Origin of the sequence: Brevibacillus dissolubilis, assembly GCF_006170445.1 — a bacterium.
GTDB classification, from domain to species: domain Bacteria; phylum Bacillota; class Bacilli; order Brevibacillales; family Brevibacillaceae; genus Brevibacillus_B; species Brevibacillus_B dissolubilis.
This window is the reverse complement of the sequence record NZ_VCNA01000006.1, coordinates 76,353-92,548: the sequence shown is the minus strand read 5'-3', so window position 1 is coordinate 92,548 and position 16,196 is coordinate 76,353. Positions and strand designations below refer to the sequence as shown.

General features: G+C 50.6%; 10 protein-coding genes and 1 tRNA gene. All 11 read right to left on the bottom strand.

What is annotated here, in order from left to right; translation table 11 throughout:
• Nucleotides 1-91 precede the first annotated feature (91 nt).
• The 11 genes from FGI41_RS13075 to sufD all read right to left on the bottom strand — a co-directional run bounded on the left by FGI41_RS13075 (nucleotide 92) and on the right by sufD (nucleotide 16,191).
• Nucleotides 92-167, bottom strand: a tRNA-His gene (locus tag FGI41_RS13075).
• 187 nt (nucleotides 168-354) lie between these two features.
• Nucleotides 355-879: a phage tail protein gene (locus FGI41_RS13070; protein WP_139490613.1), complete on the bottom strand. Its 525-nt coding sequence runs from the start codon at nucleotides 877-879 to the stop codon at nucleotides 355-357.
• A 15-nt stretch (nucleotides 880-894) separates the two neighbouring features.
• On the bottom strand, nucleotides 895-1,398 hold the full coding sequence (locus tag FGI41_RS13065; protein WP_139490612.1) for a phage tail protein: 504 nt from the start codon (nucleotides 1,396-1,398) through the stop codon (nucleotides 895-897).
• Nucleotides 1,399-1,419: 21 nt separating this feature from the next.
• The gene (locus FGI41_RS13060; RefSeq protein WP_139490610.1) at nucleotides 1,420-1,932 is read right to left on the bottom strand and encodes a phage tail protein; all 513 of its coding nucleotides are present in this window, start codon (nucleotides 1,930-1,932) and stop codon (nucleotides 1,420-1,422) included.
• A 50-nt stretch (nucleotides 1,933-1,982) separates the two neighbouring features.
• Complete coding sequence (locus FGI41_RS13055; RefSeq protein WP_139490609.1) at nucleotides 1,983-2,282, bottom strand: DUF6916 family protein; 300 nt, start codon at nucleotides 2,280-2,282, stop codon at nucleotides 1,983-1,985.
• Nucleotides 2,283-2,294: 12 nt separating this feature from the next.
• Nucleotides 2,295-2,783, bottom strand: coding sequence for a GNAT family N-acetyltransferase (locus FGI41_RS13050; protein WP_176560261.1), 489 nt, complete (start codon nucleotides 2,781-2,783; stop codon nucleotides 2,295-2,297).
• 110 nt (nucleotides 2,784-2,893) lie between these two features.
• Nucleotides 2,894-11,557 carry an S-layer homology domain-containing protein gene (locus FGI41_RS13045; RefSeq protein ID WP_176560260.1) on the bottom strand — a complete coding sequence of 2,888 codons (8,664 nt, stop codon included), beginning with the start codon at nucleotides 11,555-11,557 and terminating at the stop codon, nucleotides 2,894-2,896.
• 242 nt (nucleotides 11,558-11,799) lie between these two features.
• Complete coding sequence (sufB, locus tag FGI41_RS13040; RefSeq protein WP_139490602.1) at nucleotides 11,800-13,197, bottom strand: Fe-S cluster assembly protein SufB; 1,398 nt, start codon at nucleotides 13,195-13,197, stop codon at nucleotides 11,800-11,802.
• Nucleotides 13,198-13,239: 42 nt separating this feature from the next.
• On the bottom strand, nucleotides 13,240-13,680 hold the full coding sequence (gene sufU, locus FGI41_RS13035; protein WP_139490600.1) for a Fe-S cluster assembly sulfur transfer protein SufU: 441 nt from the start codon (nucleotides 13,678-13,680) through the stop codon (nucleotides 13,240-13,242).
• Nucleotides 13,667-14,893, bottom strand: coding sequence for a cysteine desulfurase (locus tag FGI41_RS13030; protein ID WP_139490598.1), 1,227 nt, complete (start codon nucleotides 14,891-14,893; stop codon nucleotides 13,667-13,669). Before FGI41_RS13030 ends, sufU begins: the two co-directional genes overlap by 14 nt.
• Nucleotides 14,890-16,191, bottom strand: coding sequence for a Fe-S cluster assembly protein SufD (gene sufD, locus FGI41_RS13025; RefSeq protein ID WP_139490597.1), 1,302 nt, complete (start codon nucleotides 16,189-16,191; stop codon nucleotides 14,890-14,892). Before sufD ends, FGI41_RS13030 begins: the two co-directional genes overlap by 4 nt.
• Nucleotides 16,192-16,196 lie beyond the last annotated feature (5 nt).

Genomic DNA, 16,196 nt, shown 5'->3' with positions numbered 1-16,196 from the left:
GTTCATTCCCATGTTTACTCTTTTCCATAATAAAAAATCTCCGCCAAGAAAGTCTAGTTACTTTCTCAACAGAGATTGGTTAACAAGGTTATGGGGCGATCGATGGGAATCGAACCCACGAATGTCGGAGCCACAATCCGATGCGTTAGCCACTTCGCCACGACCGCCATAGTGATGAAGCTGGAGATTATCCACGGAATTTGTAGATGTTTGTCGAACTCGTCGAACACAATAAGAATAATAGCATAGGTGAATAGTCCCGGTCAACCACGAAATAGCAATTTGTCTACAGATAAAAAAAGCAGCAATCCACAAGGGGTTGCCGCTTTTTTGGTTAGAAAAATCCCTCTCCTATTAGGAACGCGGAGGGAATTGCCCTTGGAGCGCGATGATAAAATTAAGTCCGAGGTATGGTTGCATATTATTGTGGGGTTGACTACCGCCTGTCACTGCAACGGCTGTCGGTGCCATTTCCGTATTCGGACCACTGTTTACGTACATAGCCGTAATAGTTGGGGAAGCTGGGATGGTCGCCCAAGTCGCATTGGTTGGGTCATTGGTACCAGCTGTACTTTGGCAGGTAGGGATATGGTTATGTGCTGGAATTTGAGTCGTTAGCAGCGTCACATTCGCTGAACCGCCAACCGCTCCCTGTGTGCGCGCTGTCAAGCCTGGTCCTTGTCCTTGGTGCATCGGTGCTGCGCCTTGTAAGTTCGGCAGAGCAAACGTATTCTTGCCATCACCGCCATACATCGTACCCAGAATGGAGAAGAGAGCAGTATTCTGCATAAGTGGCATCAGCTGTCCATTACAAAACGCCCAGCCTTTTGGCGCAAAATTTCCTGCGAAAATGCGAATCTCGCCTACATACGGTTCCATTCGGCTCTACCTCCTTTAGTTTTGTGTTGGGAAATATCCCATGATGCAGATGCAATAGTTGAGTACAGTATATGGCTGCATGTTCGGATGGGCTTGGCTTGACCCACTGGTCGTCAGAGCACTTCCCATCGATATACTCGTGTCGGTTCCGTATACATTCCCTTTGGCCGCAGCTGTGGTTGTCCAGACATTTCCTGGGGCTGGCTTTTGATTGGCTGCTGCTGTACTGGCTGAGACGACATGGGTATGAGCAGGGATTTCGTTGACCGTCAAGGTATGTGCTTCCTCACCTGCTGATTGACCAAGCGTCACTCCATTACCTGTATGGACAGGCACACGGCCACGCAAGTCAGGTAATGCAAATGTAGTGACTCCGTTGCCACCGAATTTCGTCCCTAAAATCGCGTACAGAGCCTGATTCTGGTTAATCTGCAAGATCTGTCCGTTACACTGTGCCCAGCCTCTCGGCGCGTAATTAAAAGCAAAAGCTTGAATATCGCCAATAAACGATTCTGCCATGATCCTTCCTCCTTTTTGCTCTTATGGTTGGCTTGGAAAAAGTCCTTCCACCGCGATGATAAAGTTGATCGGCACATACGGCATCATATTGTCATGAGGCTGGTTGCCGCCAATGGAGCTGACAAGAGTAGCATTCATCGTTCCGTCCGGTGCAACCGTCGAAAAACGATTGGCGCCTCCCTTGGCCCATAATGCACCTGTTGGCACGTTGGTGGTTAGCGTTGCACTTGCTTTTACCGTGTGCGTATGGGCAGCCAATTGGCTAGAAGTAAGCTGTACGGTCTCTACGCCGCCTTTTGCGCCAAGATTATAGACGGTTTGGGTTTGTGGATTTTGTCCCGTATGTACCGGCACACGGCCACGCAGGTCAGGAAGAGCAAAGGTGGTCTGTCCGTCTCCCCCGTAGATCGTGCCAATTAAGGCGAAGAGTAATTCATTTTCTGCGATGCTGATGATTTGACCATTACACAAAGCCCAACCCGTTGGAGCATAGTTACCGGCAAACATTCTGATTTCTCCTACGTACTGTTCCATATGAGTCTCCTTTCAAGATGGTTTTGATGACGTACAGGTGTGAAACATAGTTAGGTCAGCATACGGCTAAAAATAATTTCGTAACGCATCCCGTCTTGTCTCTGTCCAACCGGGACCATAAACATGATGTGTTCCCCCATTTGTTCATGGACAAAACGATAGTTCCCCTGTGGCAACTGAGGTTGCAGGGGACCTTGAAACATCAGTGAAAAATTCTCGTGTCTCTCATCTCGCAACGTTTGCACTGCTTCTATTAAAGTCAGTTCCACGGATTGCGTGGAATCGGGAGACACAATGGTGAAGGTGGTATTGACTTGCTCTAAAAAAGCAGCATAGCTTAGTTCTTCCATAATTCTCACTCCTTAGCCGGATTGGGGTGGAAGGCTCGAACCTCCGTAGACCATGCTCGTCTGCATCTCATTGCTGGCGACGGCTATAAATCCAAGCTTCGTATATAGCTGTTGGGCTCGTGGATTCGTATGGGACACACTCAGGCGTACCGGCATGTCTGATCCGGCAGCTTCCTGTTGCAGCTCTGCAATCAGGCGCGTGCCGATTCCTCTGCCCCGATAAGCAGGTAAAAGAGAGATGTCAACGAGTACCCATTCATTATTCAACCGGGCTACCAGAATACGGCCAACCGGGGTGTTCTCATACAGAATGATTCTACGGTCAAGCCCTGGATAGTGCATCTGGTAGGAACGGGTCTGAAGATCAAACTGCATGCGCAAAAAAGGAACCTGCTGCGCCTCGTCCCACCCCCACTGCTCCATTTCTTCCCGTCTCGTGCTGGCGTATACCTCAAATAAAAAAGGATCATCTTCGGTCAGAGCCACTCGTGTTTCGATCATAGTACCTCTCATATTATTTTTCTTAATATTTTGATCGTAGTATGTACAACTTTTTTTGTCAAGGAATGCCATGGAGAATCGTCTCCATGGCATACTCCTTGAATCTTATTTTAGACATATTGTGCTTTTTGTAAAAGTCTCATGATCATGGTCGCCATCTGCGCACGCGTGATCGATCCTTCTGGCATCAGCTTGTTGTGATTGCCGACTGCGATCCCGGAAGTGACGCAGAGAGCCACTGATTCTCTCGCCCACGAGCTGATCTGCTGGCTGTCGGAGTAAGATGCCAGCACACGGTCGATCTCTTCCTGCGGCATGGTGTTTTGCATGCCGACCAGCTTCATCGCCCGCGCGATCAGTACCATCGCTTCTTGACGGGAGATCTCTTGGTTCGGACGGAAGTTGGAATCGCCGTATCCGCTGACCACTCCGTATCCAGCCACAGTATCTACTGGACGGGAGAACCAGTCTTGACTGGATACATCCGCGAATCCACCCTGCCCGCCGGCACTCCACAGTCCCAATCCACGCGCCAGAATGGCTGTAAACTCGGCACGGTTGATTCGTCTGTCTGGTGCAAAGCGGTTCGCATCCACACCATTGACGATGAGACGGGATGCTAATGCGTTCACCTCGGTCGCCGCCCAGTGCCAATTCATGTCTGTGAATGATTTGGTATTGGAGACAAAGGCTAATTCGCCATTTGTCATACTGTTGATAATCGCTACTTGTTTACCGTTCTCTTGTACGATTTTGGTAGGTACTGGCTGAACGGTCCCATCCGGCAGCAGCATGACGGCTGTAGAGATAGAGCCACTGGACGCGGGAAGCTCCACTCTGGACTGCACATATTGATCAAAACGGTTGATCCCGACTGACTGGCTTCCAGACACAGCTTGGATATGATAGCCCTTGCCCGATACAACCGTCACAGCTTGAGAATGGCCGAGCGTCGCTTTGATCTTCTCAAGGCTGTCGTCCGTGGTCTGGTTGACGGTTACGGTGATGGTGATACCGTCTAAGGATACCTGATCTCCCAATTGGGAACGAATCGCAGAAAGGTCAAGCTGCTCCAACGGCAACTGATAGACACCTTCATGTGCGATCAGATCGATGCCTTTGTTTTTCTGTTGAAGGTTCTGAATGCTCTTCGCTTCAAAAGTCAACTTGATCGTCGGCACAGTTACCAAGCTGGTGATGGACATCCGTCTGCTCGGGTCTTTGTCGATCCATTGAGTCATTCGCTTGTCGTCAAAATCAATTGCGAGCGTTTCTTTGTCGTCGGTCAGGCGTGCCCCTGCGAAAACGACTTGTTTGTCTTCCGCACCGCCTACATCAACGATCGGATTATCCTGCTTCTCGTCGCTGTTGTTGCTGTTGCCATTGCTGCCGTTATTGCGGTTGTCATCTTTATCATCCGGTTTGTTGCTAGATTTACGGTTGACGATGGTAACGGTCGCTTCTTCGGAGGCGGTCACACCGTCAAACGCTTGGTAGGTGAAAGTCACTTCCTCGTAGTTGCCGGATTGCGGGTAGAAACGGAATTCCCCTGTACGGGCATCGAATTCGAGTCGTCCGCTTTCTGGCTGCTCTACGATTCGGTACGTAATCTTATCGTCTTCCACGTCACTTGCTTGGAATGTGCCGTCGACAGGTTTTCCTGCTCTTGTTGTGAGTCGGATTGACTTAGCCACTGGAGCGTCATTGACCGGTTCGAGACGGATCAAGATGCGTGCCGGACGGGAATACTCCTCGCCGTCTCCACTTCCTGCCCAGCCGAAGCCAGTTTCACCATACCAGTTGCGGTCCGGTTCAAAAGCGAGTCCGTTGATATCATCTGCATCAATCTCTTGACCAGCCTCTACCTCTTCACCATCAAGCTGCAGCTCCCCATGGTCTGGCAGCGAAGTGATCTTGATTTTCGCCAAGTCGCCTTCGTAGACGAAATCCGTAACAGATAAGGTAAGCGTCTCATCTTCCTGACCAAAGACGATGTAGTCGTCTGGATCAGTCGTATCCTCAGATTCATAGCGGATGGTGTCACTAGCCGTAGCGCTGATGTGATCTTCCTTATCTTTTAGCTGCATGTAGACGGTCTTGAGACCAAATGACGGATCAAGCGTCCACTCGTAGGTAGAAGAGTAAGGCACCCAGTCAATCCAGTTGTCATTGTCGTTGGAGAAGCGCATGTACAGATCGTCTGCACGGTCACCGCTATCTGCACTGAGGGTGAGGACGACATCACGGGACGTGGTGACAGGTGCATTATTGTTGATGGAGATCGTACCTGTAATCACGACCGCGTCTTGTTTGATTGTGAAACGGACATAAGTTGTATTGCCTGCTTCATCGGTCACGACAAGGGTATACTCACCATCTTGACTCACTGTGCCGCCATTGGTGAATGTTTCACCATTGAGCGTTGCATATCCATCGCTGAATGTGACCGTGACTGGCTCATCATACGTCTCTCCATTGATTACACCCATTACGCTTGGCGGGGTGGTATCCAATAGAATGGTGTCACTGATGGACGCAATGTTCCCTGCCTGGTCCCGGATTTCCAGATAGACAGTCTTTTCTCCATCACCATTTTCCAGTGTCCATGGTGTTGTGGACGTGACGGCCTGCCATGCTGTCCAGGTCGTACCGTCATTGGAGATACGCATCTCTGCTGAGCCCTGTACGCCATCCAGCTTGAGTATGACATCGGTTTTGTTGGTTACAGCTGCACCATTATTGATCTGGAATGTTCCGTTAGGCGCGTCTTTGTCCAAGGTGAAGCGGATGGTCGTCTCGTTGCCTGCTTCATCGGTGACCACGAGTGTGTAGCTGTCTTCTGCCGAGACGGTGGCTCCACTCGTAAACGGTTGACCGTTGAGCAATGCTGTTCCTTCATTGAAGGTGATGGTCAGATCGGAATTCGTCACTTGACCATCTGTTACACCGCTGACAATTGGTGCTGTAGTGTCAAGCTCGATGGTATCACTGCCAGACGAGATATTGCCCGCTTGGTCGCGAAGTTGTACATAGACGGTTTTGGTTCCGTCACCGTCCTCCAATGTCCAATCCTTGGTTGTGTTGACCGCTTCCCACGCACTCCACGTGCTACCATCGTTGGAGAATCGCATCTGACCAGAGTTCTCAGTTCCGGACATGTTCAGACGGACGGCTGTTTTATTGGTTGCCGTTGCACCATTGTTGATGTTCATGGTTCCGCTTGGCGCGTTTTTATCCAGGGTAAAGCTGATAGTCGTCACATTGCCTGCTGCATCGGTGACGATCAGCGTATAGTTACCTTCATCGGTCACCGCTGTTCCACTTACGAACGGCTGACCATTGAGGGTTGCCGTCCCTTCGTTAAAGCTGATGGTCAGGTCGGAATTCGTCACTTGACCATCCGTAACACCAGTGACGATCGGCCCTTTGGTATCCAGTTCAATCGTATTGGTAAAGGTCTCAATGTTGCCCGCTGCATCACGGACTTCCATCGTCACGGTTTTGAGACCGTCCGTACTGTCGAGCGTCCATGACTTGGTGGCAGCCGCAGACTCCCATGCGCTCCATGTGCCGTCGCCATTGGAGAAGCGGACTTGGACGGGGCCGTTCAGGTCTTGTGCGGTGATATCAAGTGTCACACCTGTCTGGTTCGTAACAGTGGCACCACTGTTGATAATCACCGATCCAGTCGGCTTGGTAGTATCCACGATGATCGTGTCGCTGGATGAGTGGATATTGCCTGCTGGGTCACGCACTTCCATATAAACCGTTTTTACACCGTCACCATTGCTCAGATTCCATGCCTGAAGAGAAGCGGCTGGCATCCATGCACTCCACACCATATCTTCGTTGGCAAACCGCATTTGTTCGCCACTCTTCACATCTGTGACAGACAGCATCACGCTGGAAGAAGCAGTGAATGGTGCTCCATTTGCAATTCCGAGCTCTGAGGTTGGTTGTGTTTTATCCAGAGTAAAGGTAACTGTCGTTTTATTACCGGCTGGGTCTGTCACGACCAGTGTATAGTCGCCCTCTACGCTGATGGTCGTACCACTGACAAAAGGCTGTCCGTTGAGCGTAGCGGTCCCTTCATTAAAGCTAATGGTCAAATCCGTGCTGCTGGACTGTCCATCAGTCACACCAGTCACAATAGGTTTGATCGTATCTACGGTGATCGTACGGGTGAAGGATTCTATGTTGCCTGCCGGGTCACGGAGTTCCATATAAACGGTTTTGAGTCCCTCGCCGCCTGTAAGACTCCAGTTCTTCGTGGAGGCTGCGGTCTCCCATGCATCCCAATCCACCCCGTTATTGCTAAAACGCATCTGTACCGCACCGTTGTTATCAGCCGCAGTTACATCGAGTGTTACGTTATTGGTCTGGCTATGGCTGGCTCCGCTGTTGATCGTGAATCCGCCTGTCGGCTTGGTCTTATCAATACGGAAATGAATGGTGGTGCTGTTATTGACCGCATCCGTAACCACCAGCTCATAAGAACCCTCTGCGGTCACTTGTTCTCCGCTGTTGAACGGATTGCCATTCAATGTGGCCGTACCTTCGTTGAAAGTGATCGTCAGATCGGAGTTGGTCAACTGTCCTTCGCTGACACCGGTGACGATTGGCTTGGTATTATCCAGTTCGATGGTATCAGTGAAGGAAGCAGTGTTCCCAGCCTGATCCCGCATTTCAACGGTAACCGTTCTGTTGCCTTCCTCTTCCCGGATCGACCATGCCTTCGTCGCGGAGAATGGCTCCCATGCACTCCAGCTGCCACCGTCATTCATGAAGCGCATCTCGACTTGACCATTGTCATCTGAACCTGTCAGGGTCAACGTCACATCTTTCTGACCGGTTTTCGCTGCACCACTGTTGATGCTGATCGAGCCTGTCGGTGCAACTGTATCCAAGATGATCGTGTCACTGTATATAATGTAATTGCCCGCAGCATCGCGCAGTTTCATGTAGACCGTTTTCGTACCGTCTCCTGCGCTTAATGTCCATGCCGTACTCGCTTTTACTGATTCCCAAGTTGACCATGTCACTTGATCAGTGGAGAATTGCATATCAGTCGCGCCCTGAGGATTCGCTACCGTCAGATTGACACTGGTCGAATTGGTGAAGTCTGCTCCCGCCATGATGCTGAATGTAGCGGTCGGGATGGTTTTATCAATGGTAAATGTAATGGTCGTGACATTCCCGGCTTCGTCCGTAACGATCAAAGTATGCGTGCCTTCCGCCGTCACTTGATCACCGCTGTTGAACGGGTTCCCGTCTAACGTCGCCGTTCCTTCATTAAAACTGATGGTCAGATTAGAATTGGTCACTTGACCATTCGTCACACCTGTCACCACTGGCTTCGTCGTATCGAGCACGATGGAATCGGTATAGGCGTTGATGTTGCCTGCTCCGTCGCTCAGCTCCATATACACTGTCCGTGTGCCTTCCACCGCATCGATCGTCCAGTTCTTCGTCGATTGGAACGGCTCCCATGCACTCCAGTCGGTTCCGTTATTGGAGAAGCGCATTCCGACTCCACCCTGATCATCTGTGGCAGTCACATTCAGGGTCACATTGGTCGATGTCGTGTGGGTTGCTCCGCTATTAACGGAGAGAGAACCTGTAGGCAGTGTTTTGTCAATGAAGAAGCTGATACTGGTCGTATTACCTGCGGCGTCCGTTACCACCAGATTGTGTGCCCCTTCAGCTGATACGACATCTCCGCTGTTGAACGGATTGCCGTTCAGGGTAGCCGTTCCTTCATTAAATGTAATGGTCAGATCCGTCTTGCTCACCTGTGCATTGGTGACACCCGTGACCACTGGCTTGGTTTTATCCAGCGTAATGGTCTTGTTATAGGTTGCGACATTCCCAGCTTGGTCGCGAAGCTCCATGTTGACTGTCTTGCTGCCGTCACCGTTGCTGAGTGTCCATGATTTGGCCGATTGTACCGGCTCCCATGCACTCCAGCTACCGGATTCATTGGCAAAACGCATCTCAACTGAGCCATTCTCATCGGTGCCGCTCACATCAAGCGTAACGTTCTCACTAGCTGTATGCGTAGATCCACCGTTGATGTTGATCGAACCAGTCGGTGCTGTCGTGTCTAATTTGATCGTGGTCGTTACGACAGCCTCGTTTCCTGCTGCATCCTTAAGCTTCATGTAGATGGTTTTATCACCATCTGGGGCTGAAATCGTCCACGCTTTGGCAGGGCCGACCGCTTCCCAGCCGCTCCAGGTGGCATTGTCATTGGAGAACTGCATTTGCACAGCATCCTGGGTATCTGAGATCTCCAAATTGATGTTCACATCTTTGGTAATCAAAGATCCGCCAGCGATGGTGAGCGTGCCACTTGGATTGGTTTTATCAATCGTAAAAGTAATGGTGGTGCTGTTGCCTGCCGCATCGGTAACAACTAGTGTGTGTGCACCTTCGGCTGACACCGTTGTACCCTCAACATAAGGCAGACCATCCAAGGTGGCCGTTCCTTCATCAAAAGAGATGCTTACATTGGAGTTGGTCACTTGTCCGTTCGTCACGCCTGTTACGACCGGGCTGACCGTATCGAGTTGAATGGTATCACTGTAAAGCTGTGTATTGCCCGCTCCATCACGCAGTTCCATGTTGACTGTCTTATTCCCGTCTAAAGCGGACAGCGTCCATGTCTTGGTCGGTGCGAAATTCTCCCACCCACTCCATGTACCGCCTTCATTGGAGAAACGCATCTGCACCGTTCCGTTCGCGTCCGTGCCCGCCAAATCTAAGCTGACCGTAGCAGAATTCGTATGGGATGCCCCTCCATTGATGGTGACTGATCCAGCCGGTGCAATCGTGTCCATGATGATCGTATCACTGGTCTGTCCGATGTTACCTGCAGCATCTTGCAGTTCCACCGTAACCGTGCGCACTCCGTCGGCACCACTCTGAAGCGTCCATGTTTTGGATGTCCCGAAGCTTTCCCAACCACTCCAGACAGTTCCATCATTACTAAAACGCATGAGGACAGCTCCACCCTGCATACCAGTCAGGGAGAGGTTGACACTGTCTGTTTTCGTTGTTGATGCCCCGCTGTTAATCCCTAATGTCGCAGTAGGTGGTGTTTTATCAATCGTAAAGGTAACGGTTCTCGTATTCCCCGCTGCATCTGTAACGACGAGCGTATAGTTGTTTTCTGCCGTTACAACCGTGCCATCAACGAATACGCTCCCGTTCAATACAGCTGTACCCTCATTGAAGCTAATCGTCACATCCTGATTCGTAACCTGTCCATTGGTTACACCGGTAACGATCGGCGCTGTCGTATCGAGAGTAATCGTATCGTTGAGCGCTCTGACATTTCCAGTTGCATCACGCAGCTCCATGTTGATCGTTTTTACACCATCACCGGCGGAGAGTGTCCACGCTTTTGAAGCGACAACTGGTTCCCAGGAACTCCATGACCCACTTTCATTGGCAAAACGCATCTGTACAGGCCCGTTCGCATCTGTACCCGTTACTTGCAACGTAACATTGGATGAATTGGTCGCCACTGCTCCACTATTAATGGTGATTGAACCGTTCGGCGCTGTCGCGTCTAACAGAATAGCGTCAGAATAGACTGGCGATTCAAGGTTGTTTGAATCCCGCAACTTCATGTAGACCGTCTTCGGACCATCCCCTGCCGACAGATTCCATGTCTTGGTCGGGTTGTATGCCTCCCAACCGCTCCATGTTACATTGTCATTTGAAAATTGCATCTGCAACGAATGACCCTCAGGATCAGATGCAGTCAGGTTCAGCGTAACAGTAGATGACTGAGTCGTGGCAGCCGAACTGTTAATCGTGATGGTGCCTGTTGGAGCCTCGTTCACATCCGTGACATTAATCGTAAAGGTTTTGTCCATCGTATTATTGGCCTTATCCGTGACACGGACCCCGACTGAGTAACTGGCTTTCGTCTCAAAGTCGAATGCTTTCTTCGTCACCAGCTGATTCCCGGAGATCTCAAATGCATCGGTATCGCCCGAAATAACCGAAAAAGTAGCCGTTTCATCAGCATCGGGATCGACGGCACTCAACGTACCAACCACTTGGCCTACGGTATTATTCTCAGCTACCGTGCTGTTGGACAGATTGATTTGGGTAGGAGCCGAGTTGGAAGAATACGTAATCAACAATTCGGGATATCCAGCACCTGTACGGTCCGTAAATCCTACAAAAGAGTAGACATAGTCACCCGGATTGTATGCTCCATAAGTAGCGGTCGTCCAGCCTTCCAATACGAACGAGGCTTTCATATCGCCAGCTGTCATCTGTTCTTTGACAAATTCGGTTACATCGTACTGCTTGGGAGTGCTGATATCCGTAACCGTTTCATTTAACCTGACCGAGTCGCCTTTGCCCGCTGCTGTGGAACCCGATTCCGTCCAACTGTCATCAGTGGATTCCCACACATTAATAATCGGCGGTTTGGAGGTATTATCCATTTCTTGAAGAGGCAGCTTCAATATGGCTGATTGGATCTTAGCTCCTGCTCCAAGAGAGGATAAATCGAACTTTAAATAAGCGGTCATAGTACCATCGGAGCCATCTCCTTGATACGCAAATCCGATGTAATGCGTCCCCAGATTATCCAGACCAGAATTGTAGTGAGTCGACAAGTAAACGCTCTTATCTTCTGCGGCCTTAAGCTTGGCTTCATCAGCCAAAACGGTACTGACATCGGCGAACAGGAACGGCTGCAAAACGGTAAAACCGATCGCGGCCTGTATCACCTTGGTATTTATTTTTTTCATTTCGCTCCCCCTAATCATGTTACTGGAACGCGTGCTATGTCTTATTTAGTATGAATGAATTCCAACTAGTCCATATGACTCAAAAATTTATACTCTCATCGCCACGATACATGAAAGTAGTTACATCCGTCAACGACTAATATTGGAAATAAATAGCCAGTAATAAAACAACATGATCTCATGAAAAAAGCGGCCTCTCCTTTTACGGAAAAGCCGCTTTTTCTATATAGATGCTCCCCTGATTAACCGATGGAGCCTTCCATTTCGAACTTGATCAGACGGTTCATCTCTACCGCGTACTCCATTGGGAGTTCTTTGGTGAATGGCTCGATGAAGCCCATAACGATCATTTCAGTTGCCTCAGCTTCAGACAGACCACGGCTCATGAGGTAGAAGAGCTGATCCTCAGATACTTTGGATACAGTTGCTTCGTGCTCAAGTGTGATGTTGTCGTTGAGGATTTCGTTGTATGGAATCGTGTCAGAGGTGGAGAGTTTATCCAAGATCAAGGTATCGCACTTGATGTTGGCTTTGGAACCCTCGGATTTGCGTCCGAATTGTGCGAGACCACGGTAGGTTACTTTACCGCCGTCACGTGAGATGGACTTGGACACGATGGTGGAGGTGCAGTCTGGAGCCAAGTGAACCATTTTTGCACCAGCGTCTTGGTGTTGGCCTTTGCCTGCTACCGCGATGGAGAGAACGGTACCTTTTGCGCGTGGGCCTTTCATGATAACTGCTGGATATTTCATGGTCAGCTTGGAACCGATGTTACCGTCGATCCATTCCATGTTAGCGTCCGCGTAAGCAACCGCACGTTTGGTAACGAGGTTGTATACGTTGTTGGACCAGTTTTGGATGGTGGTGTAACGGCAGCGAGCACGTTCTTTGACGATGATTTCTACAACCGCAGAGTGGAGAGAATCTGTGGAGTAGATCGGCGCTGTACAGCCTTCTACATAGTGAACGAAGGAATCTTCGTCCGCGATGATGAGGGTACGCTCGAACTGACCCATGTTCTCAGAGTTAATGCGGAAGTAAGCTTGGAGTGGAGTTTCCACTTTTACGCCTTTTGGTACATAGATGAAGGAACCGCCGGACCATACCGCAGAGTTGAGTGCTGCGAATTTGTTATCCGCTGGTGGGATTACGGTCGCGAAGTATTCTCTCACGATCTCTGGGTGAAGTTTTACCGCAGAGTCCATGTCGGTGAAGAGAACGCCGAGTGCTTCGAGGTCTTCTTGCATGTTGTGGTACACTACCTCGGATTCGTACTGAGCGGATACACCTGCGAGGAACTTCTGCTCTGCTTCTGGAATCCCCAGCTTGTCAAAGGTTGCTTTGATCTCTTCTGGTACTTCATCCCAACTGCGGCCAGCCTTTTCAGAAGGCTTTACATAGTAGGTGATGGAGTCGAAATCGAGGTCGTCGAGGTCGCCGCCCCATTTTGGCATTGGGAGACGGTTGAAGATTTCGAGGGATTTGAGACGGAACTCAAGCATCCACTCTGGCTCTTCTTTGATGCGGGAGATTTCTTCTACGATTTCACGGGACAGACCTTTTTTCGTACGGAATACGGATACGTCCTTGTCATGAAATCCATATTGATATTCCTGAATTTCAGGGGCTTTCTTTGCCATGGTGGTTCACTCCTTTTTTGAGGGCGATCGGCTGTTACGGCACTATGATTGATTGGCTTGACGAACACCTTGTTCGAGCGCTTTCCAAGCGAGGGTAGCGCACTTGATACGGGCCGGGAACTTCGCTACGCCGGATAAGGCTTCGATGTCGCCCAAGTCAAGGGAGTCATCTTCGGGTTGCTTGCCTTGCATCAGATCGGAGAAGACCTGTGCCAGCTTGATTGCTTCATCGACCGGCTTGCCTTTGACAGCTTCGGTCATCATGGAAGCGGAAGACATGGAGATCGAACAGCCTTCTCCGAGGAACTTGGCGTCTGTGACGATGCCGTCCTCTACTTTGAGCGACAGCGAAATGCTGTCTCCACAGGTCGGGTTGTTCAGGTTGATCGTCAGACCTTCTGCTTCATCAAGCTTGCCTTTGTTGCGCGGCTTTTGGTAGTGGTCCATAATGACACGGCGATAGAGATCATCAAGAGAAGACATTTCCAAAATACTCCTTCGCTTTTTTCAAGCCTGCCATCAGTGCATCCACTTCTGCTTCTGTATTGTAGAGATAGAAGCTGGCGCGTGCTGTCGCCGTGACTTGGAGATAGCGCATCAGCGGCTGTGCACAGTGGTGACCGGCACGGACGGCAATCCCGTGAGAATCGAGCACGGTTGCGAGGTCGTGCGGGTGCACATCAGACAGGTTGAACGTGATTAGGCTGCTTCTGTGTTCAGTCGGACCGTAGATGGTGAGACCGTCGATTTGTTGCATTTGTTCGATTGCGTATTGAACGAGCTTTTTCTCGTGGGCTTCGATTGCATCCATGCCGATATCGTTGAGGAAGTCAATCGCTGCACCGAGGGCTACGACACCACCGATGATCGGGGTGCCGCCTTCGAATTTCCACGGAAGCTCTTTCCATGTGGAATCCTGCTCATAGACGAAGTCGATCATTTCACCGCCGAATTCAGACGGTTCCATTTTCTCAAGCAGTTCGCGTCTGCCGTAGAGTACGCCGACACCGGTCGGACCGCACATCTTGTGGCTGGAGAATGCGAAGAAGTCTGCGCCGAGTGCCTGCACGTCGACTTTTTTGTGTGGAGCGCTCTGAGCACCGTCGACGACGAGGATCGCACCGTTCTGATGAGCGATCTCGGCGATTTCTTGGATCGGAGTGGTGTCACCCAGTACGTTGGAGATGTGGTGGATGGCCACGATCTTGGTATTCGGGGTGATGGTTGCTTTGACTGCATCCACGGTGATGGTTCCGTCTTCAGCAAGCGGGATGAACTTGAAGGTCGCCCCGGTCGCTTTGGCGGCTTGTTGCCACGGGATGAAGTTACTATGGTGTTCGACCAGCGTGGTCACGATTTCGTCGCCTTCTTTGAGGAAGAGACGGGCATATCCGTTGGCGATCAGGTTCATCGCAGTAGTCGTACCGCGTGTGAAAATGATCTCAGCTGCTTCCTTCGCATTGATGAAGGCGCGGACTTTCTCGCGCGCGCCCTCATATGCATCGGTCGCTCTGGTGCCAAGGGTATGAACCCCACGGTGCACGTTGGAGTTGATTTCTTTATAGTATTTGTCTAATGCTTCAATCACTTGAACCGGTTTTTGAGAAGTGGCCGCTGAATCGAGATACACCAGCGGATGCCCGTTGACTTCTTGATTCAAGATAGGAAAATGTTTGCGGACCTCAAGCACGTTCATCGCGCTAACTTCCTTTCGAGTGCCTGACGAAGACGGTTACGCACTTCTTCTACCGGAATTTCCGCTACGACTGGATCGAGGAAGCCGAGGATGATGAGACGCTCTGCCTCTTTGCGGGAAATCCCGCGGGACATGAGGTAGTAGAGGCTCTCTTCGCTAAAGCGGCCGACAGATGCAGCATGGCCTGCTTTTACGTCATCTTCATCGATCAAGAGGATTGGATTGGCATCCCCGCGTGCTTGTGGAGACAGCATGAGGATGTTTTCCGCTTGCTCGCCGTTTGCTTTTTCAGCACCTTTTTCGATTTTGGTGATACCGTTGAGAATCGCAACAGCCTCGTCCGTCATAACCGCTTTGGAGAGCATGCTGGATTCGGTGTGAGTACCGATGTGCTGTACTTGGGAGGTCAGGTTTTGGCGTTGGGAACCAAGACCGATGGTGATGGATTTGGTGTCTGCATGAGAGCCGCGGCCCTTGAGCACAGAGGTGTTGTTGGCAACGGTGTTACCTGCATTCATCTCACCGAGAATCCATTCCATTTTACCGTCTTGCTCGACAATCGCACGACGGAAGGTGTAGTCGGTCACATCTGTGGAGAGGGAACGTACAGAAGCCACTTGAACATGTGCGCCTGCACCGACGAATACTTCCACAATGCTTTGTGCCACCATGCCTTGGCCTTCGCCGCTAACGTAGGTGTCTACATAAGTCACACGGCTGTGGTTCTCCGCCACGATGATGATGTGCGGGCTGACCAGTGCGCCGTCGCCTGCCACTTGGTATACCGCTTGGAGCGGCACGCTTACTTCGGTATTTTTCGGTACGTAGAGGAACACACCGCCGTTGATCACGGCTTGGTGAAGAGCGGCAATGCGGTGTTCATCTGCCTGTACCGCTTGATTGAGATATTTTTGAACCAGATCGCCGTGTTCGCGGACAGCGGTCTGGATATCGGTATAAATAACGCCTTGTGCTTTGATATCGTCTGCGAGGGTAGCCAGAACGACGGAAGCATTCTTTTGCACGATCAGGCTGGATGCTTGTGCTTCATCGATTTGATCTTTGACGACTTCATCGAGGGCAGCTGCATTCGCTGCTTTATCTGCGGTGACAAAAGGTTGGAACTGATCGGTGTTCCAGTTGTCGAGCTTGGTTTTTTCCAGCTTCGGAAGCTCAAGGGTCTGTGCTGCATCAAAAGCAGCCAGGCGCTTCTCGAGGAACCATGCCGGCTCTTGGTTGGCTTGGGAATAGGCAGTGATTGCTTCACGGTCGAAGCGGAGTTGAGTGTCTACGCTCATCTTTT

Bases quoted from the DNA above. Each gene is read 5' to 3' on its own strand.
- FGI41_RS13070 (WP_139490613.1), bottom strand. From the start codon at position 879: ATGGAACCGTATGTAGGCGAGATTCGCATTTTCGCAGGAAATTTTGCG.
- FGI41_RS13065 (WP_139490612.1), bottom strand. From the start codon at position 1,398: ATGGCAGAATCGTTTATTGGCGATATTCAAGCTTTTGCTTTTAATTAC.
- FGI41_RS13060 (WP_139490610.1), bottom strand. From the start codon at position 1,932: ATGGAACAGTACGTAGGAGAAATCAGAATGTTTGCCGGTAACTATGCT.
- FGI41_RS13055 (WP_139490609.1), bottom strand. From the start codon at position 2,282: ATGGAAGAACTAAGCTATGCTGCTTTTTTAGAGCAAGTCAATACCACC.
- FGI41_RS13050 (WP_176560261.1), bottom strand. From the start codon at position 2,783: ATGATCGAAACACGAGTGGCTCTGACCGAAGATGATCCTTTTTTATTT.
- FGI41_RS13045 (WP_176560260.1), bottom strand. From the start codon at position 11,557: ATGAAAAAAATAAATACCAAGGTGATACAGGCCGCGATCGGTTTTACC.
- sufB (WP_139490602.1), bottom strand. From the start codon at position 13,197: ATGGCAAAGAAAGCCCCTGAAATTCAGGAATATCAATATGGATTTCAT.
- sufU (WP_139490600.1), bottom strand. From the start codon at position 13,680: ATGTCTTCTCTTGATGATCTCTATCGCCGTGTCATTATGGACCACTAC.
- FGI41_RS13030 (WP_139490598.1), bottom strand. From the start codon at position 14,893: ATGAACGTGCTTGAGGTCCGCAAACATTTTCCTATCTTGAATCAAGAA.
- sufD (WP_139490597.1), bottom strand. From the start codon at position 16,191: ATGAGCGTAGACACTCAACTCCGCTTCGACCGTGAAGCAATCACTGCC.